This is a genomic window from Nioella sediminis (genome assembly GCF_001879695.1).
GTDB lineage: Bacteria > Pseudomonadota > Alphaproteobacteria > Rhodobacterales > Rhodobacteraceae > Nioella > Nioella sediminis.
Window position 1 is genome coordinate 37,949 of record NZ_MNBL01000020.1, and the last position, 19,498, is coordinate 57,446.

Below are 19,498 nucleotides of genomic sequence, written 5' to 3' on the forward strand. Positions count from 1 at the left end.
TCCCTACCCCTTCACGATTTCTGGAACATGGCGAGCATGCGCCGTGTCACGAGGAAGCCGCCGAAGATGTTGATCCCGGCCATGAACACGCTGAGCCCTGCCAGCAGGATGACCAGCCAGCTGCCCGACCCGATCTGCATCAGGGCGCCCAGGATGATGATCGACGAAATGGCGTTGGTTACCGCCATAAGTGGCGTATGCAGCGAATGCGCCACGCCCCAGATCACCTGGAAGCCGACGAAGACGCTCAGCACGAAGACGATGAAATGCTGCATGAAGCTGGCTGGTGCATAAAGCCCCGCCAGCAGGATCAGCCCGCCGCCCACGGCAAGCAGCGTCACCTGTTGCTTGGTCTGCGCCTTGAAGGCCGCCACTTCCTGCGCCCGGCGCTCTTCCGGGGTCAGTTCCTTGGGCGCGTCCTTCTTCGGCTGCGCCGCGATCGCCTGGATCTTCGGCGGCGGCGGCGGGAAGGTGATCTCGCCCTGATAGGTCACGGTCGCGCCACGGATCACGTCGTCTTCCATGTTGTGCACGACCTGCCCGTCCTTCTCGGGCGTCAGATCGGTCATCATGTGACGGATATTGGTGGCGTAAAGCGTCGAGGCCTGGCTGGCCATCCGGCTCGGGAAATCGGTGTAGCCGATGATGGTGACGCCGTTCTCGGTCACCACCTTCTCATCCATCACCGTGCCTTCCACGTTGCCGCCCCGTTCGGCAGCGAGGTCGACGATGACAGAGCCCGGCTTCATCGCCGCGACCATGTCCTCGGTCCACAGCTTCGGCGCCGGACGGTTCGGGATCAGCGCCGTGGTGATGACGATATCCATCTCGGGCGCCAGTTCGCGGAACTTCGCGAGCTGCGCGTTGCGGAACTCTTCGGACTGGACGGACGCATAGCCGCCTGTCGCCGCGCCATCCTGCGCCTCTTCCTCGAAATCGAGATAGACGAACTCGGCCCCCATCGATTCGACCTGCTCGGCCACTTCGGGCCGCACGTCGAACGCATAGGTGATCGCGCCGAGGCTGGTCGAGGTGCCGATCGCGGCCAGACCCGCCACGCCCGCGCCCACGACAAGAACCTTGGCAGGCGGCACCTTGCCCGCCGCCGTGATCTGCCCGGTGAAGAAGCGGCCATAGTTGTTGCCCGCCTCGATCACGGCCCGGTAGCCCGCGATATTGGCCATGGAGGACAGCGCGTCCATCTTCTGCGCGCGGCTGATCCGGGGCACCATTTCCATGGCGATCACATTGGCACCCTTGGCCTTGGCCAGTTCCATTCCCTCTTCGTTCCCCGCCGGGTTGAAGAACGAAATCAATGTCTTGTCGGCAGTCAGCCGCTTGAGTTCAGTCTCGTTGGGAATGCGGACCTTGGCGATGATGTCGGCGTCTTTCCAAAGCGCCGCCGCGGTCTTCACCACGCTGACACCGGCCGCCTCGTAATCGGCATCCGCAAATCCCGCCTTTTCACCTGCGCCAGCCTCGATCAGGCAGTCATAGCCCAATTTCTGCAGCTGCACGGCACTGTCCGGTGTCATCGCAACGCGATTTTCCCCGGCTTCAATCTCCTTGGGAGCGCCTATCTTCACACTGATCCCCTTTCCCTTTGATCCCGTTGTCCGGGCGTTGCAGGCGCTTTTACAGTGCACAGCCCCCGGCTACAACGGAATGGACGCCGCAGGGCTCATTTACGACACGGCAGCCCCCCAATCGCCCGCGACCATCTGACCCTGCGTCACCCTCCGGCCGGGAAAAGTCCATCGCCCAGCGGGGCTTAGATCGCTCGGTATACCGTTGCACACGTCCAACCCATTCATTTCATTAATTTAATATTGTTGAAAACCACGGCGAACAGGCTATCGCTAGGCAACCGCGCCAAAGGACCACCGATGCCAAGCTTCCCCGATCACCCTCAGCGCTATGACCTGGCGAATGAGCTGCACGCCCGCCCCTTCCCTTCGATTCGGCACGGCAGCCAGGCTGCGATCATCGCCCTGAAACCGGTCAAGAACGCCGCCGCCCGCGACCGTGATGCCGACCGCGCCCACCTGATCGCCCTGCTCGACCGCTACGACGCGCAGCACCCCAAGCCCGGCGCCACCCATTTTTCCGGCAAGCTCGGGCGCTATCACCTCAAGTGGGAACAGCATACGGAATTCGTGACCTACCTGGTTCATGGCGAGGGGCTAAGCGACCGCCCCTTCGATTCCGCGATCTGGGATCTCTTTCCTCAGGACTGGATGGCCACCGCCCCCGGCCCGCGCATCACGTCGGCGCATTTCCGCATTTCCGAAGGCATCGCGGATGATGACGCCATCTCCACCTGCCTCAAGGACTGGTTCGAACCCGAAAGCCTCGCCGCCAACCGGGTGCTCGACGGCAATGCGGTGCTGGCCAGCGATTTCCGCATCGACCCGGCGGGCCATATGCGTTTCGCGATCTTTCCAAGGCCCGAGGCCGGCCCGGCACGGATCGGCCGCATCGTCCAGCGCCTGTGCGAGATCGAGACCTACAAGGCCATGGCGATGCTCGGCTTCCCCAAGGCGGGCGAGCTTAACGCCCGCATGGCCCAGATCGACACCGGCCTCTCGGCGCTGCTGCGCGACATGACCGGCGACAGCACTGCGCCGGACCAGCAGCTCGACCAGCTTCTGACCTATGCCACCGAGCTTGAAAACCTCATGTCCCGCGCCTCCTTCCGCTTTGGCGCGACCGGCGCCTATGAGGCCATCGTGCAGCAACGCATCGAGATCCTGCGCGAGGAACGTTTCGCGGGCCGCCAGACCTTTGCCGAATTCATGCTGCGCCGCTTCGACCCCGCCATGCGCACGGTCAAAAGCACCGAGACGCGGCTCAGGTCCATGACCGACCGCGCCTTCCGCGCCGGTGAGCTGCTGCGCACCAAGGTCGAGGTCGGCCGCTCCGCCCAGAACCAGGACCTGCTGGAAAGCATGGACCGCCGCGCCGCCCTGCAACTGCGCCTGCAGGAAACGGTCGAGGGGCTCTCGGTGGTGGCCATCAGCTACTACGCGGTCAGCCTGCTCAGCTACCTGCTCGCCCCCGTGGCTTACGAATTCGGCATCGAGAAACCCTGGGTCACCGCCGCCCTCGTCCTGCCGGTGATCGCCGCCGTCTGGCTCATGACCCGCCGCATCAAGAAGATGGTGCACTAACCGCGCTCCGCGACATGCCTGCCCCTCCCCTTTCATCTTGGCGAGAAATACCTCCGCCGGAGGCATCCGAACCATCCACCCGAACCACCCGCCCGGCGACGCGACTCCCTCACCACACTTCCGTGGCAACGCGGCCCGAGGAGGGCCCCGCAGGGGCCTGACGAGGGCCGCCCCCGGGTCGACGCCGGCAGGCGGCGAAACCTGATGAGCGCCAGCAAGTAAGAGCCATGGATTCATGAAACTGCCGACCAGGCACCCTGCCTCCGGCTGGTTCGACACCTGGTCCGTGGCCCAGTACGCACCCGTCATCATTTCCCCATTGCATATGCACGGGGGGTGTACGGGGGGTGCACAGGGGGTGTACGCATGGCATCCCCCTGTTTTTCGCCTCACTGACCCCGCAACGCGCGGCGCATGATCTTGCCGGTGGCGGTCATCGGCAGGCTCTCGGCCCGGATCACTTTGCGCGGCACCAGATGCGCCGAGACACGCTCTCTCACCAGCGTTTTCAGGGCCTCTTCCATCCCCTCCCACTCCGCACCGTCCCGCAGAACCACATGCGCCACGACGATCTCCGTGCGGATCGGGTCAGGCTCCCCCACCACCGCGGCCATCAGCACATCCGGGTGCCGCACCAGCGCCGCCTCGATCTCAGACGGCCCGATTCTGTACCCCGCCGATGTGATCACATCGTCATCCCGCGCGTGGAAAGTGATCTGTCCATCCGCCCCGCGTGTCGCCAGATCTCCGGTCCGGAGCCAGCCGTTTTTCACTTTCTTTTCCGTCGCTTCCGGCTTGTTCCAATAGCGCAGGAAGGCGACCGGATCGGGCATTCTCAGGCAAACCTCGCCCACCTCACCCGCGCCTGTCTCGCGGTCGTCAGACCCAAGCAAACGCACCTCATGTCCCGGCACCGGCAGCCCCATGGCGCCGGGAACACGGGTCATCATCGCAGACCGAGCCGCCACGATCAGGTTGGCCTCGGTCTGTCCGTAAAGCTCGTTGATCTCGGCCCCGAGCCGCGCCTCGCCCCATTCCAGCATGTCCGCCCCCAAGGGCTCGCCCCCGGAGCTGACCGCGCGCAGGCACAGCCCCTGCCCCACCGGGGCCTGTTTCATCAGCCGCAACGCGGTCGGCGGAATGAAGGCATTGGTCACATTTTCCGCCGCCAAAAGCCGGTACGCGGCCTCCGGCTCAAACTTGGAAAAGCGATGGCTGACCAGGGGAATTCCGTAGTAAAGACAAGGGATTGCCATGTCCATCAATCCGCCGATCCAGGCCCAGTCCGCGGGCGTCCAGCCCACATCACCGGGACGCGGGAACAGGCCCTGGCTGATCTCCATGCAGGGCAGATGACCATAAAGGAAGCGATGCGCGTGCAGCACCCCCTTGGGATCGCCCGTGGTGCCCGAGGTGTAGATCATCATCGCCGGGTCTTCGGCCAGCGTATCGGCAGCCGCGAATCCCCGTGCGGGCGTCTCGATAAGATCGGGCAGCGACAGAACCGGCGCAGGCGCAGACCCGGTCGAGATCACCACCTCCAGCCCCGGCAGATCGGGCTGCAACGCCATCACCCGATCCAGATTGGCGGGGTCCGTCACCACCGCCCGCGCGCCGCTATCCGACAGGCGGTAGCGCAGCGCATCCTCACCAAAGAGCGTGAACAGCGGCAGCACCACGGCCCCCAGCTTCATCACCGCCATATGGGTCAGCAAAACAAAGGGATGCTGCGCCAGCAGAACCGCCACCCGATCACCCTTGCCCACGCCCTTTGCCGCCAGTGCCACGGCCAGCCCGTCAGAGGCGCGCTTGAGCTGGCCATAGGTCCATTCCTGCCGCTGGCCATCCTGTCCGATATGGATGATTGCGACCTGATCCGGACGGATCGCGGCCCAGTCATCACAGCACAGCCGTGCGATATTCATCCGCTCAGGGATGTCCCAGTGAAAGCCCGCGCGCAGATCTTCCCACCGGGCCTCGGCCCGGAACAGACACCGGTCCATGTTATCCGCCAGCAATGACCGTCAGCGTCGGCAGATCCGTCAAGCCAAGCCCAAGGGCCTGCATCGCCATCAGGGAGATGCGGCTGCCGGACCCTGCTTCGCCGCCGCTCGGGCGCAGGGTGACCTCGACGGAGTTGCCATTCTCAGCTTCCAACCGGCCCTCGGTTTCCACGCTCACCAAAGGCGTTTCCAGCCAGAGCCCCGGCGCTGTCGGGTCGCCCAGAGAGGCCACGGTCGTGCCAAGCACGCCGGAGGCTGGGGCCGCAGCGGCCTCCTCTTCCGGCTCTTCGCCGTCTTCCGTCTCCTCCTCTGTTTCGCTGGCCACCGAGGGCGGCGGCACGGCGCTGGCCTCGCGGTCGCGGTTCAGGAAAGACAGGGGGCGGAACCCACCACCGCACCCGGCAAGCGAGGCGACGAGGGCAAGGGCCAGAAGGGCGCGGAAGATCTGTGTCATGATGCGAAGCCTAGGCGCAAAAATCGCACGCATCAACGCTTGCCGCGCCTGCCTGCGCAAACTACCTTCTCAATATGGAAACGCCCGCCCCCCTGATAGACCCGTTCGCCCGCGCCATCGACTACCTGCGCGTTTCGGTCACCGACCGCTGCGATTTCCGCTGCGTCTATTGCATGTCTGAAAACATGACCTTCCTGCCGAAGAAGGAGCTTCTGACGCTGGAAGAATTGGACCGCATGTGTTCGACCTTCATCCGGCTTGGGGTGAAGAAACTGCGGATCACAGGGGGCGAACCCCTGGTGCGCAAGGGGATCATGACCTTTTTCGATTCGATGACACGGCATCTGGACAGCGGCGCGTTGCGCGAACTGACGCTGACCACCAATGGCAGCCAGTTGGCGCGCTTTGCGGACCAGCTTTACGCCGCAGGAGTGCGGCGGGTGAATATCTCGCTCGACACGCTGGACGAGAAGAAATTCGCCGACATCACCCGTTGGGGTCGCCTGCCGCAGGTGCTGAACGGCATCGACGCGGCGCAGAAGGCGGGTCTGCGGGTCAAGATCAACGCGGTGGCGCTGAAGGGCTTCAACGAAGAGGAGCTTTTCACCATTCAGGATTGGTGCGCCAGCCGCGACATGGATCTGACCTGGATCGAGGTCATGCCCATGGGTGACCTGGGCAACGAAGACCGGCTGGACCAGTATTGGAGCCTCAAGGACCTCCGCGCGCGGTTGGCGGAACGCTACACGCTGACCGATCTGGCCGAACGCTCGGGCGGGCCGGCCCGCTATGTAAAGGTCGAGGAAACCGGCCAAAAGATCGGCTTCATCACGCCGCTTACCCATAATTTCTGTGAAAGCTGCAACCGGGTGCGGCTGACCTGCACGGGTGAGCTTTACATGTGTCTCGGTCAGGAAGACATGGCCGATCTGCGCGCGCCGCTCAGGGCATCGCCTGATAATGCGGTGCTGGAAGAGGCCATTCGCGCCGCCATCGCGCTGAAGCCCAAGGGGCACGATTTCGACTATTCCCGGCAGACCGTGGACGGCCAGATGACCCGCCACATGAGCCACACCGGCGGCTGATCAGGCGGGCTTGCGCGCGATCAGGTCAATGAGCGCCGAGCGCCCGGAATGGCCCCGGCCCTCCTGAACATCGCGTTCATAGGCGGCAAGCCGCTCCACCTGCCAATCCGCGAACGCCTCTCGCAACAGATCGGCTGTGTACATATGCGCCCGGTTGCCCGGCCCTCCGGTGCCATAGTCGACCTGTTCCGGCGTGTATCCATGCAGCATCAGAACGCCCCCCGGGGCCACGGCACGGCGCAGATCCGCAAACTGGCCCACCCGCGCGGCAGGATCGGCGAACTGGATGAAGATCGCGACCACCAGATCATAGGTCTGCGACCAGTCCCACCCGGCCCAGTCCGAGACGTCGTAATCCACCACCACGCCCTTCGCAGCCGCCAGGGCACGGCCCCGTTCCACCGCTGTCGGGGCCATGTCAAAGGCCGAGACCTCCAACCCCCGTTCGGCAAGATGCACGGAATTGCGCCCCTCGCCATCCGCGACGCAAAGCGCGCGCTGCCCCGGCTGCATCCAGCCGGGGTTGTCGGTCAGGAACCCGGCAGGGGCGATACCGAACAGGTAGTCCCCGGCCGATCTGTATCGGTCCTCCCACATGCGCGTCAGGCCGCCGGCATCCGGCGTTCCACGATCTCGGCCCACCAGCTGCAGCCTGCCGGAATCGCCTCATCCGTGAAGTTGTATTCCGGGTGATGCACCGCCGCCGTATCGCCATTGCCGACGAGGATATAGGCGCCGGGGCGTTCCTCCAGCATGAAGGCGAAATCCTCGCCGCCCATGACCAGCGGCGCCTCGTCACAATCACCGGAAACGGCGCGGGCGACCTCGGCGGCGAATTCGGTCTGCTCGGGGTGGTTCACCATCACCGGATAGTTGCGCTGATAGCGCACGTCTGCGCTTCCGCCCATGGCGGCGCTGACTTGTTCCGCGATGGCAGTCAGGCGCGTCTCGGCAAGGTCGCGCATCTCGGGCGACATGGTGCGCACGGTGCCTTTCAGATGGACGCTTTGCGGGATCACGTTGAACGCCTTGGAGCTGCTTTCGATAGACGTCACGGACACCACGATGTTTTCCACCGGGTCGGCATTGCGGCTGGCGATGGTTTGCAGCATCGTCACCACCTGCGCCGCCGTCACGGTCGGGTCGATGGTTTCCTGCGGTTTCGCGCCATGACCGCCGCGACCCGTCACGGTAATCTCAAACAGGTCCGTGGCCGCAAAGAACGCGCCGGATCGGATGGCGAACTTGCCGACGGGCTGGCCCGGCCAGTTATGCATCCCATAGACCTCCTGAATACCCCACCGGTCCATCATGCCATCGTCGCACATCTCCTTGCCGCCGCCGCCGCCTTCTTCGGCGGGCTGGAAGATGACAACGACCGTGCCGTCGAAATTCCGCGTCTCGGACAGGTATTTCGCCGCCCCAAGCAGCATGGCGGTGTGCCCGTCATGGCCGCAGGCATGCATGGCATTGGGCGTTTTGGAGGCATAGGGCAGCCCGGTTTCCTCGTTCATCGGCAGCGCATCCATATCGGCGCGCAGACCGATCACCTTGCCGCTCGCGTCAGACTTGCCCTTGATCACGCCAACAACCCCGGTGCGCCCGATGCCGGTCACGATCTCATCGCAGCCGAACTCCTTCAGCTTCTCGGCCACCAGGGCAGAGGTCCGGTGGGTTTCGAACAGGATTTCGGGATTCTCATGGATATCGCGCCGCCATTCGGTGATTTCGGGCAGCAGTTCCGCGAAGCGGTTCTTGACGGGCATTCTCTCTCTCCTGGTTCGGGTTATTGCGCCGGCATGCGGCGTTCAACGAGTTCTGCGAAGAAGCTGCAACCGGCAGGGATCGCGTCGTCGTCGAAAACATAGGCGGGGTGGTGGCACATGGCCGTGTCGCCATTGCCAAGGAAGATATAGGCGCCGGGGCGTTCTTCCAGCATGTAGGCGAAATCTTCCGACGGCATGATCGGATCGACATCATCGATGACATGGCCCGCGACGGCGGCGGCGGCCTCGGCCGCGTGGCGGGTTTCTTCCTCGTGGTTGATCGTGGCGGGGTAGCCCGGTGTCCAGATCACCTCTGCCGTTGCGCCGAAGGCGGCGGCGGTCGATTCCGCCACCTGCCGCACCCGTTCCTCGGCCATGGTGCGATATTCGGGGTCGAGCGTGCGCACCGTGCCCCGAAGCGTCGCCGTATGGGCGATGACATTGGACGCTGTGCTGTCGGTCTCGAACGTGCCCACGGTCAACACCACGCGCTTGATCGGATCGACATTGCGGGACACGATGGAATGCAGGCTGACCACGATTTGCGAGGCCACCAGCGTCGTGTCGATGGCGTGATGGGGCGCGGCGGCGTGGCCGCCCTTGCCCGTCACCTTGATCTCGAATTCATCCGAAGACGCAAGCAGCGCGCCGGGTCGGATCGCGAATTGCCCCGTGGGCAGGCCGGGCATGTTGTGGAGGCCATAGACCTCCTGGATGCCCCAACGATCCATCAGGCCATCATCGCACATGGCCTTGCCGCCTGCGCCGCCTTCCTCGGCGGGCTGGAAGATCAGCACAACGGTGCCGTCGAAATTCCGCGTCTCGGCCAGGTATTTCGCGGTTCCGAGCAGGATAGAGGTGTGCCCATCATGGCCGCAGGCATGCATCTTGCCCGGTACGGTCGAGGCATAATCAACCCCCGATGCCTCGTGGATCGGCAGCGCGTCCATGTCGGCGCGCAGCCCGATCACACGGCCCTTGGTGTCGGTCTTGCCCTTGATGACGGCGACCACGCCTGTCTTGCCGATGCCTGGGGTGATGTCGGTCACCCCCATCTCCTTCAGGCGGTCCACGACGAAAGCGGCAGTTTCATGCACCTCGTACATCAGTTCCGGGTGCTGGTGCAGGTGGCGGCGCCAGCCCGCGATTTCGGGCTGCATCTCGGCAAGGCTGTTCTTCACGGGCATGGCGCGGTCTCCTGTCAGGCGGGCATTCGTCGTTCGACAAGTTCGGCGAAGAAGCTGCATCCGTAGGGGATCGCCTCGTCGTTGAAGTTGTATTCGGGGTGGTGGACCTTGGCGCTGTCGCCATTGCCCACGTTGATGAACGCCCCGGGGCGGGCGCGCAGCATGTAGCTGAAATCCTCGGCACCCATGCGCGGCGGACGGCCATAGCGCACGCGGGTGTCCCCCGCGACAGCGCGGGCCACATCGGCGGCGATCTCGGCGTTTTCCTCGTGGTTCACGGTCACCGGATAGCCGCGCTGATAGTGGATTTCGGCGGTGCAGCCATAGGCAGCGGCGGTGGCGTTCACGATCTCGATGATGCGCACCTCGGCCATATCGCGCACCTCTTCATCGAGCGTGCGGATCGTGCCCGCCAGCCGCACCGAATCGTCGATCACGTTGGTTGCCGCGCTTTCGGTGGTCATCACGCAGATCGATACCACCACGGATTTGATCGGGTCCACGTTGCGGCTGGCCACGGTCTGCAACGCCATGACCGTGGCGCAGGCGGCTGGCACCGGGTCGATCACGTTATGGGGCTGTGCGGCATGGCCGCCCCGGCCCCGGATCACGATCTCGATCTCATCGGCGGCGGCCATGATCGGGCCGGGGCTGACGCCGAATTCGCCCACGGGCAGGCCCGGTTCATTGTGCATCCCGTAGACCTCCTGGATGCCCCACCGTTCCATCATGCCATCATCGACCATGGCCTTGCCACCTGCCCCACCTTCCTCTGCGGGCTGGAAGATCAGCACCACTGTGCCGTCGAAATTGCGGGTCTCGGAAAGGTATTTCGCGGCCCCAAGCAACATCGCCGTGTGCCCGTCATGGCCGCAGGCATGCATCTTGCCAGCGGTCTTGGAGGCATAGGGCAACCCGGTCTTTTCATCCATCGGCAGCGCGTCCATGTCGGCGCGCAGCCCAATGACGCGGCCCTTGCTGTCGGAATTGCCCTTGATCACGCCGATGACGCCGGACCGGCCCACGCCCGGCACGACCTCGTCACAGCCGAAGGCGCGCAGCTTTTCCTCGACCAGCGCCGTGGTGCGCGGCAGGTCGTAGAGAATCTCCGGGTTCTCATGCAGGTCGCGCCGCCACTCGGTGATCTCGGGCAGCAATTCGGCAAGACGATTCTTCACGGGCATTCGCAGATTCCTTACCAAAGCAATGAAAGGGGTCAGGGGAAACCTGACCGATTGTTCAAATCCCGGCAAGGGGGCGTGCCGCCAATCTGACGGCACGTCGCGTCATATGTCCGGGCCGAGTTCGATCCGGGAGCCATCCGAGAAGCGCGAAAGACGGAAGCGCGTCAGGTCGTGGCCCACCTCCTCGCCCGTGATCAGAGAGGCCATTACCCGCCCAAATCCCGGACCGATTCCGAAGCCATGCCCGCACATGCCGGTGCAAATCGACAGGCCCGGCAGGCTGTCGGCGCGATCCACCACGGGCACGATATCGGGCATGGTGTCGATCATGCCCGCCCAGGCCAGCGCGCCCTCGACCCGGCCAAGCGCGGGAAACTCCTGCCCGAACTGGTGCAGCAGGCGCGCGACGGTCTTGCGGTGCGGTTCAGGGTTCAGGACACGCATGCGTTCGAACGGGGTTTCGTCCACGTCGCGCCAGACGCGCGGGGTGGACCAGCCGTCGGGATAGCCGCGCGGGGCCAGCGGGTGGTAGACCCGTCCCCATGGGTCGCGGCGCAGTTGGGGGATGTATTTCGGCACATGCCGGAACGCGTCCCAGCCCAGGAAGATCTCGTGAAACCCGCCATTGGCCAGCGTATAGCCGCCGTCATCGCGCCTGCGGAAGGCAAGGCTTTGCCCGGTCGCGCCGCCGCCGTGCACATCGGGCAGCGCCTTGGTGGCCACGACCGTCGCCTTGACCGACAGTTGCGGGATGCGGATGCCATGCTGGCGCAGAAGCAGCGATGACCACGCACCGCCCGCGACCACCACCTCGGGCGCGCGGATGCGGCCCTGTTCGGTGATGACGCCCGCGACCCTGCAGCCTGCGACATCCACCAGCCGCGCGGCGCAGTTTTCCACGATCACCGCGCCCTTGCGCACGGCGGCCCGCGCCAGCGCAGGCACCGCGATCCACGGTTCGGCCTTCATGTCACTTGGCGTATGCAGCGCTCCGGCCCAGGGCGTCCTGCCGCCGGGAAGCAGGTCGGCGGTCTCACGCGCGCTTAGCAAGCGGCTGTCCACGCCCGACCCAGCAACTGCATCCAGCCAGCTCTGAAACCCCTCCATCTCGGCCTCGCTCCTGGCCAGATAGGTCAGCCCGCATTGCTTAAGGCCCAGATCCTCGCCCACCTCTGCGGCGAGGTCTTTCCACAGCCGGTTCGCCTCCATCATGATCGGCAGTTCGGCGGGATCGCGCCCCTGCTGGCGGACCCAGCCCCAGTTGCGACCGCTCTGTTCCGCTGCCACCCGTCCCTTTTCCAGGACCACGGGGCGCAGACCCTTTTCGGCGAGGTAATAGGCCGTCATCACCCCGATGACGCCACCGCCAATGATCACCACATCCGCCGCATCCGGCAGGGGGCCGGCATGTTCCACGGGCCGGTGCAGGCCAAGCGGGAAAACCGTCATTCGCAGAGCGTCTCCAACAGCCGGTCCATGAAGCTTTCCCCGGCCTCGAACTGTTCAACGGTGATGAACTCATCGGGCTGATGCGCCTGCGCGATGTTACCGGGGCCGCAGACCACGGCGGAATAGCCGCCGTGCTGGAACTGCCCGGCTTCGGTGCCATAGCTGACAACGTGGGTGGCATTGTCGCCGGTCAGGCGTCGGACCAGTTCCTCCGCCGCACCGTTTTCCTCGGGCTTCAGTCCCGGCACGTCCCAACGGCGGTCAATCTGGATGAAACAGGAGGGATGCACCTTCTGCATCTGCGCTTCCAGCCGCCGCACCTCGGCCTCATACCGCGCGCCCCAATCGTCCATGGACTCGCCCGGAACACAGCGGAAGGACATGACGAAATGGCAATCCTTGGCGGTAATGTTATGGGCGGTGCCGCCCTCTATCATGCCCACATGCAGCGTCGTGAAGGGAGGATCGAACAGCGCATCTGCCCCCTGGGGAACCTTGGCGCGATTCTCGTCATTCATCTTGTTGGCCCAGTCGATCAGCTTGGCGCCCTCCATGATCGCGGAGACGCCATCGTCGATCATGGATGAATGAACCTCGAAGCCGCGCAGATGGGTGTCGTAACCGATTCCCCCCTTATGGCCGGTCACCGCCTGCATCATCGTGGGTTCCCCGATGATCGCCAATTGTGCTTTCGGCAAGGTTCCCTGCATGTGCCGGATCATGGGTGGCGCACCAGTGCAGCCAATCTCTTCATCGCGGGAAAGGCATATTTGCAAGGGTTTCCTGAGCGGTAGCTTCGCCGCCTTCGCCATCGCCGCCATCGCCAGCGCATCGAAGCCTTTCATGTCGCAACAGCCGCGCCCGAAGAGCTTGCCGTCCTTCTCGACAACGGAGAACGGATCGGTGGACCAGTTCTGCCCATCCACCGGCACAACGTCGGTATGACCCGACAGAATGACGCCGCCCTCGATGTCGGGACCGATATGCGCATAGAGGCTCGCCTTGGTCCGATCCTCGTTATAATCGCGGAAGCAACGCGCCCCGAGCCCGGTCAGCCAGGTCTCCGCCCAGTCAATCAGGTCTAGGTTGCTGTCACGGCTAACTGTCGGAAATGAAACGAGCTTTTCAAGAAGGTCGCGGGAGGTCATCTCGGCGGGCATGGTCAGGGTCCTTTGTGCTTCGCGCCTGAGCCTCTTCTTACCCTGCCAGCCCGTCAAGCCCACCCCCGACAAATGCTCAAATTTTGCCCGAATGGTCAAAACCGAACCCAAGGTCATCCTCAAAGCGCTTGCGAGGGGGGAAATTCCTGATACCGTGACGGGAATGAACGCACCCGCCCGGCAGAGGCGGGGCGATGTCCAACCGGTGAGGAGCGTCTGGTGATGCTTGATGGGGCACAGCCCTCCGTCCTTGATGTCAAGGACCTCAAGACTGTATTCAAAACCCGCCGCGGCGAAGTCCACGCGGTCAACAACGTCAGCTTCCACCTGAAGGCGGGGGAGCTTCTGGGCGTTGTCGGGGAAAGCGGTTCTGGAAAATCCGTGACCATGATGTCGCTGATCGGCCTTGTGCCAGCACCACCTGCGGTGGTCAGCGGCGAGGGTGTCTTTTTCGAAGGTCAGAACCTGCTGACTGCCACCGATGACGAATTGCGGGCCGTTCGCGGCGCCCGGATCGGCTTTGTCTTTCAGGACCCGATGACCTCGCTGAACCCGGTGTTCAACGTCGGCTTCCAGCTGATGGAGCCGCTGCGCAAGCATATGGGCATGTCCAAGGCCAAGGCGCGCGTGCGGGCCAAGGAACTGCTGGAACTGGTCGGCATTCCCGATGCGGAACGGCGGCTCAAGGATTATCCGCACCAGTTTTCCGGCGGCATGCGGCAACGGGTGATGATCGCCATTGCGTTGGCCTGCGACCCGAAAGTGCTGATCGCGGACGAACCCACCACGGCGCTTGACGTGACCATCCAGGCGCAGATCCTCGAATTGATGAAAGACCTGCGCGACAAGCTTGGCATGGCGGTGGTCTGGATCACCCATGACCTCGGCGTCATTGCCGGCATCGCCGACCGGGTTCTGGTCATGTATGGCGGGCAGGTGGTGGAGCACGCGCCGGTGCGCGAATTGTTCGCCAACCCCAAGCATCCCTATACCCGCGCCCTGCTGGAAACCGTGCCGCATGTGCGCGGCGAACGGGCCGAGCGGCTGGAGGTGATCGAGGGTCAGCCCCCGATCCTGCGCGCCCATCCCACGGCCTGCCCGTTCCGCGACCGCTGCGACAAGGCGTTTGACCGCTGCGCGCGGGAAAACCCTTCGCGCTACCCGGTTGGCCCTGTCCATGACGTGGCCTGTTTCTGGGACCCCGAGACCGGAGGCGCACGCGATGTTTGATACGGCTCAGCGCAAGAAACTCGTCTCGGTCAACGGGCTAAAAATGTATTTCCCCATCCATACCGGCCTGTTGCGCCGCCACACGGGCGACGTGAAGGCAGTAGATGACGTCAGCTTTGACATCTATGAGGGCGAGACGCTTGGCCTCGTGGGGGAATCCGGCTGTGGCAAATCCACCTGCGGGCGGGCGGTGCTGCGGCTTTACGATCCGACCGCCGGAACGATCGAGGTTGATGGCACCGATATCTCGACCACCTCGCAAAGCGCGCTGCGCAAGATGCGGCCCGTGATGCAGATGGTGTTCCAGGATCCTCAGGCCAGCCTTAACCCGCGCATGTCGGTGGCCGATATCATCGGCGAACCTCTGCGCGAGCACACCAAGAAATCCAAGGCCGAACGGCTGGACCGCATCTATGAACTCATGGATGCCGTGGGCCTGAACCGGGACTTTGCCAACCGCTACCCGCACGAGTTTTCCGGCGGCCAGCGTCAGCGCATCGGCATTGCCCGCGCCCTGGCGCTCAACCCGAAATTCATCGTTTGCGACGAGCCGATTGCGGCGCTTGACGTGTCGATCCAGGCGCAGGTTGTGAACCTGCTGGAGGATCTGCAATCCGAACTTGGCCTGACCTACCTCTTCATCAGCCACGATCTGTCCATGGTCCGCCATATCGCGGATCGGGTGGCGGTGATGTATCTGGGCAAGGTGGTGGAACTTGCGCCGCGCGAGGGGCTCTATGACGATCCCAAGCACCCTTACACGATTGCGCTTCTGTCGGCGGTCCCCGAACCCGACCCGGCGGCGCATGACTCTGCCAACCGCGTCATTTTGCAAGGCGACGTGCCAAGCCCGTCGAACCCGCCGCAGGGCTGCAACTTCTGCACCCGCTGCCCGAAAGTCATGGATATCTGCAAGCAGGAAGACCCCGAGTTCCGCGAAATCGAACCGGGCCGCTTCGTTGCCTGCCACCTGTATAATCAATGAGATCGCCGAAGAACGGCGGCACCCATGAGGTCACAAGAGCTCAAGAGACCAACAAGGAGAGAGACAACATGAAGTTAAGACATCTCATGCTAGGGGCTGCGGCGGCTTTCGCCCTCGCCCCCGTGGCCGCAATGGCCGAGCGTGGCTCGGATGGCCAGCTCAACATCATCTACTGGCAGGCGCCCTCGACGCTGAACCCGTATCTCTCGGGCGGCACGAAAGAGGTGGAATCCGCCTCGCTGGTGCTGGAATCCATGGCGCGCTTCGACAGCGACGGCAACCTTGTGCCGTTCATGGCCGAAGACATCCCGACCGTTGAAAACGGCGGCGTGGCCGAGGATCTGACCTCGATCACCTGGACCCTGCGCGAGGGCCTGCTGTGGTCCGACGGTACGCCCGTGACCGCGAATGACGCGGTTTTCACCTGGGAATACTGTACCCACCCCGAAGGCGGCTGCGCTCAGGCCAGCTACTTCGACGGCGTGGAAAGCGTGGAAGCCCTCGACGACCGCACCGTTCGCGTGAACTTCGCGGCACCCAAGCCCTTCCCCTACACCGCCTTCGTCGGCTCCGAGAGCCCGATCATTCAGGCCGCTCAGTTCGCTGACTGCCTTGGCGCGGCCGCGCCCGAGTGCACCGAGGCCAACTTTGGCCCGATCGGCACCGGCCCGTTCGTCGTGGAAGAATTCCGCCCGAACGACGTGATCACCTTCGTCGCGAACGAGCACTACCGTAACCCCGACCAGCCGGCCTTCGCCCGCGTGGTGTTCAAAGGTGGCGGCGACGCTGCATCTGCGGCCCGCTCGGTTCTGGAAACCGGTGAATTCGACTACGCCTGGAACCTCCAGATCGACCCGACCCTTCTGGCCGAGATGGAAGCCAACGGCATCGGCACCGTCGTGACCGCGTTCGGCACCTCGGTTGAGCGTCTGCACCTCAACCAGTTCAACCCCGATCCGGCCCTTGGCGACGCACGTTCGACCGCAGAAGGCGGACCGCACCCGTTCCTGACCAACCCGGTGATCGGTCAGGCCATGTCCATGGCCATCGACCGCGCGCTGCTGGTTGAAATCGGCTATGGTGCAGGCGGCCAGCCCACCTGTAACGTGCTGCCCGCACCGGCGCTCTATGCGTCCACCGCCAATGACGGCTGTCTGACCCAGGACATCGCCGGCGCCAACGCGCTGCTCGATGAAGCGGGCATTCTGGACACCGATGGCGATGGCGTGCGCGAATACGAAGGCACGCCGCTGCGCGTGCTCTACCAGACCTCGACCAACGCCGTCCGTCAGGACACGCAGGCGCTGATCAAGCAGTGGTGGGCAGAGATCGGCATCGACGCCGAGCTTCGCAACATCGACGCGTCCGTGTTCTTCGGCGGTGACCCGGCTTCGCCCGATACCTTCCAGAAGTTCTATGCAGACGTGGAGATGTACACCAACAACTTCGCTGGTGTGGACCCCGAAGCCTACATGGCCAACTGGCGCTGTAACGAGATCCCGGGCCCGGACACCCAGTGGCAGGGTTCGAACATCCAGCGCTTCTGCTCGGAAGAGTATGATGCCCTCGTCACCGAGATGAGCCAGACCGCACCGCTCGAAGAGCGTGGCCGCCTGGCGCGCGAGATGAACGACATGCTGATGCAGTCCTACTCGATCATCCCGCTGATCCACCGCGGTGGCGTGTCGGCCCATGCAAACTCGCTCGGCGGTGTGCGCATGTCCGACTGGGACTCCGAACTGTGGAACATCGCAGAATGGTATCGCATCGACGAGTGATCTCGATCTGAACACCGCAGCCGCATCCCTTCGGGGGTGCGGCCCCTCACAGACCCCACGCAGTACAGACTTCTGAACCGAGGCGCCCGCCCATGCTGACTTTCACGATCCGTCGCTTGTTCATGGCAATCCCGACGCTTCTGTTCATAAGCCTGATCATCTTCCTGATCCTCGATCTGGCCCCGTCCGATCCCACGGCCAGCCTGCCGCTGACCATCCCGCCAGAGGTGCGGGCCGAAATCCGGGCCTCGCTCGGCCTGGATGAACCCATCCACATCCGCTTTGCCCTGTGGCTGCAGCAGTTTTTCGTGAACGAGCCGCTGAACCTCATCGAACAATGGACCGGCTGGACCATCGGCGATGGCGACCGCACCCGCGTGATCTCGTGGCAGACCCGCAGCCCCGTTGTGGACATCATCGCACAGCGTATGCCCCAGACCCTGTGGGTGGTCGGCACCGCTTACGTGGTCGGCATTCTGATCGCGCTGCCCATTGGCATCTACTCGGCCTATCGCCAGTATTCGATCTTCGACCAGGCCGGTACCTTCATCACCATGGTCGGCTTCTCGGTTCCGCCCTTCTTCTCGGGCGTTCTGGTGATCGTGATCTTTGCCGTGCAGCTTGGCTGGTTCCCTTCGGTCTATGACACGACCCATGTGGTGGTCGACTGGGACAGCTTCGTCGTGCAGCTCAAGCAGATGATCCTGCCTGTCATGGTGCTGGCGCTACAGATCACCAGCCAGATCAGCCGTTTCATGCGCGCCTCGATGCTCGACAACCTCAACCAGGATTACGTGCGCACCGCCCGCGCCAAGGGTCTCACGGAAAGCGTCGTAGTCATGGTTCACGTCCTGCGCAACTCGATGATCCCAGTGGTGACTGTGATTGCGCTCGGCGTGCCGCAGGTCTTTGGCGGCGCCATCATCACCGAGCAGGTGTTCAAGGTGAACGGCCTGGGCCATCTGCTGATCGGTGCCATCCAGGGCGGCGACATTCCCACGGTGCAGACGCTGACCTTCATCTTCGCGGTGCTTATCGTGCTCTTCAACCTGATTGCCGATGTGCTCTACGGCATTCTTGACCCGAGGATCCGCTATGACTGATCTGACCACGCTCGAAGCGGAAACCTACCAGAAGCCGCGCAACCAGTGGTGGGATGTGTGGGACCAGTTCAAGACCCACAAGGGCGCCGTAATCGGCGCGGCCTTCTTCATCTTCGTGCTGATCTTCGTCTTTCTGGGCCCGATCTTCTGGACGCTGGACGCGCAATATATCGACATCCGCGCCCGCAGCCAGGGCCCGTCCTGGGCCCACCCGATGGGCACCGACCAGTTGGGCCGCGATACGCTGTCCCGGATCATGGTGGGCGGTCAGACGTCTCTTCTGGTCGGGCTGACAGCGATGCTGCTGGCGCTGGTCGTCGGCACGCTGGTGGGGGTTCTGGCGGGCTATTTCAAACGGCTCGACGGTATCCTGATGCGCCTGACCGATCTGTTTCTGGCACTGCCGCTGCTGCCGCTGCTCTTGGTCATCATCATGCTGTTCCGCGACACGCTGCGCGCGCAGTTCGGGCCGGAGAAGGGTATCTTCATCCTGATCGTCTTCGTCATCGGCATCACCAGCTGGATGCAGACCGCGCGGATCGTGCGCGGCGACGTGCTGGCGCTGAAAGAACGGGAATTCGTTCTGGCCGCCCGGTCCATCGGAACGCCGCCCTACCGGATGATCACCCGGCATGTTCTGCCCAATGTGCTGTCGCCGATCATGGTCTCGGCCACGCTCGGCATTGCCAACGCGATTATCACCGAAAGCGCACTCAGCTTCCTCGGGCTTGGTTTCCCGTCGGACTTCCCGACCTGGGGGCGGCTGCTGTTCGACGGCACCGACTGGCTGCAGCGCAACCCCGAACGGGTGATCTGGCCGGGCCTTGCCATCTCGCTGACCGTTCTGTCGGTGAACTATATCGGCGACGGTTTGCGTGACGCGCTCGATCCCAGAATTCGTGGCCGCTAGTCGCGCAGCCCATTCATCTTGGTCCAAATACCTC

General features: G+C 63.9%; 16 protein-coding genes. 7 read left to right on the plus strand and 9 right to left on the minus strand.

What is annotated here, in order from left to right; all coding sequences use genetic code 11:
• Nucleotides 1–11: 11 nt before the first annotated feature.
• The gene (locus tag BKY26_RS02270) at nt 12–1,586 is read right to left on the minus strand and encodes a Re/Si-specific NAD(P)(+) transhydrogenase subunit alpha (RefSeq protein WP_071688777.1); all 1,575 of its coding nucleotides are present in this window, start codon (nt 1,584–1,586) and stop codon (nt 12–14) included.
• 300 nt (nt 1,587–1,886) lie between these two features.
• On the opposite strand from BKY26_RS02270, the gene BKY26_RS02275 reads away from it, so the two are divergent.
• Nucleotides 1,887–3,170 (plus strand): DUF3422 family protein, encoded by a 1,284-nt coding sequence (locus BKY26_RS02275; RefSeq protein ID WP_071688778.1) that lies wholly within the window; start codon nt 1,887–1,889, stop codon nt 3,168–3,170.
• Between the two features lie 389 nt (nt 3,171–3,559).
• Here BKY26_RS02275 and BKY26_RS02280 read toward each other — a convergent pair whose 3' ends face one another.
• Entirely contained in the window at nt 3,560–5,173 is a 1,614-nt protein-coding gene (locus BKY26_RS02280) for an AMP-binding protein (RefSeq protein WP_071688779.1), read from the minus strand.
• Between the two features lies 1 nt (nt 5,174).
• Entirely contained in the window at nt 5,175–5,627 is a 453-nt protein-coding gene (locus BKY26_RS02285) for a hypothetical protein (RefSeq protein WP_071688796.1), read from the minus strand.
• 74 nt (nt 5,628–5,701) lie between these two features.
• Here BKY26_RS02285 and moaA point away from each other — a divergent pair, with 74 nt between their 5' ends.
• Nucleotides 5,702–6,712: a GTP 3',8-cyclase MoaA gene (gene moaA, locus BKY26_RS02290; protein ID WP_071688780.1), complete on the plus strand. Its 1,011-nt coding sequence runs from the start codon at nt 5,702–5,704 to the stop codon at nt 6,710–6,712.
• Here moaA and BKY26_RS02295 read toward each other — a convergent pair whose 3' ends face one another.
• The 6 genes from BKY26_RS02295 to argE all read right to left on the minus strand — a co-directional run bounded on the left by BKY26_RS02295 (nt 6,713) and on the right by argE (nt 13,458).
• Nucleotides 6,713–7,309, minus strand: coding sequence for an SAM-dependent methyltransferase (locus BKY26_RS02295; RefSeq protein WP_071688781.1), 597 nt, complete (start codon nt 7,307–7,309; stop codon nt 6,713–6,715).
• A 5-nt stretch (nt 7,310–7,314) separates the two neighbouring features.
• Nucleotides 7,315–8,478, minus strand: coding sequence for a M20 aminoacylase family protein (locus BKY26_RS02300; RefSeq protein WP_071688782.1), 1,164 nt, complete (start codon nt 8,476–8,478; stop codon nt 7,315–7,317).
• Between the two features lie 20 nt (nt 8,479–8,498).
• On the minus strand, nt 8,499–9,665 hold the full coding sequence (locus BKY26_RS02305; RefSeq protein WP_071688783.1) for a M20 aminoacylase family protein: 1,167 nt from the start codon (nt 9,663–9,665) through the stop codon (nt 8,499–8,501).
• A gap of 14 nt (nt 9,666–9,679) precedes the next feature.
• The gene (locus tag BKY26_RS02310) at nt 9,680–10,849 is read right to left on the minus strand and encodes a M20 aminoacylase family protein (protein ID WP_071688784.1); all 1,170 of its coding nucleotides are present in this window, start codon (nt 10,847–10,849) and stop codon (nt 9,680–9,682) included.
• Nucleotides 10,850–10,951: 102 nt separating this feature from the next.
• Complete coding sequence (locus BKY26_RS02315; RefSeq protein ID WP_071688785.1) at nt 10,952–12,298, minus strand: NAD(P)/FAD-dependent oxidoreductase; 1,347 nt, start codon at nt 12,296–12,298, stop codon at nt 10,952–10,954.
• Complete coding sequence (gene argE, locus BKY26_RS02320) at nt 12,295–13,458, minus strand: acetylornithine deacetylase (RefSeq protein WP_071688786.1); 1,164 nt, start codon at nt 13,456–13,458, stop codon at nt 12,295–12,297. Before argE ends, BKY26_RS02315 begins: the two co-directional genes overlap by 4 nt.
• 222 nt (nt 13,459–13,680) lie before the next feature.
• Here argE and BKY26_RS02330 point away from each other — a divergent pair, with 222 nt between their 5' ends.
• The 5 genes from BKY26_RS02330 to BKY26_RS02350 all read left to right on the plus strand — a co-directional run bounded on the left by BKY26_RS02330 (nt 13,681) and on the right by BKY26_RS02350 (nt 19,464).
• The gene (locus BKY26_RS02330; RefSeq protein WP_071688788.1) at nt 13,681–14,688 is read left to right on the plus strand and encodes an ABC transporter ATP-binding protein; all 1,008 of its coding nucleotides are present in this window, start codon (nt 13,681–13,683) and stop codon (nt 14,686–14,688) included.
• Nucleotides 14,681–15,673, plus strand: coding sequence for an ABC transporter ATP-binding protein (locus BKY26_RS02335; RefSeq protein ID WP_071688789.1), 993 nt, complete (start codon nt 14,681–14,683; stop codon nt 15,671–15,673). The genes BKY26_RS02330 and BKY26_RS02335 overlap by 8 nt, the downstream gene beginning before the upstream one ends.
• Nucleotides 15,674–15,741: 68 nt before the next feature.
• Nucleotides 15,742–17,451 (plus strand): peptide ABC transporter substrate-binding protein, encoded by a 1,710-nt coding sequence (locus BKY26_RS02340; protein ID WP_071688790.1) that lies wholly within the window; start codon nt 15,742–15,744, stop codon nt 17,449–17,451.
• 92 nt (nt 17,452–17,543) lie between these two features.
• Nucleotides 17,544–18,554 carry an ABC transporter permease gene (locus BKY26_RS02345; RefSeq protein ID WP_071688791.1) on the plus strand — a complete coding sequence of 337 codons (1,011 nt, stop codon included), beginning with the start codon at nt 17,544–17,546 and terminating at the stop codon, nt 18,552–18,554.
• Nucleotides 18,547–19,464, plus strand: coding sequence for an ABC transporter permease (locus tag BKY26_RS02350; protein WP_071688792.1), 918 nt, complete (start codon nt 18,547–18,549; stop codon nt 19,462–19,464). Before BKY26_RS02345 ends, BKY26_RS02350 begins: the two co-directional genes overlap by 8 nt.
• The last annotated feature ends 34 nt before the right edge of the window (nt 19,465–19,498 follow it).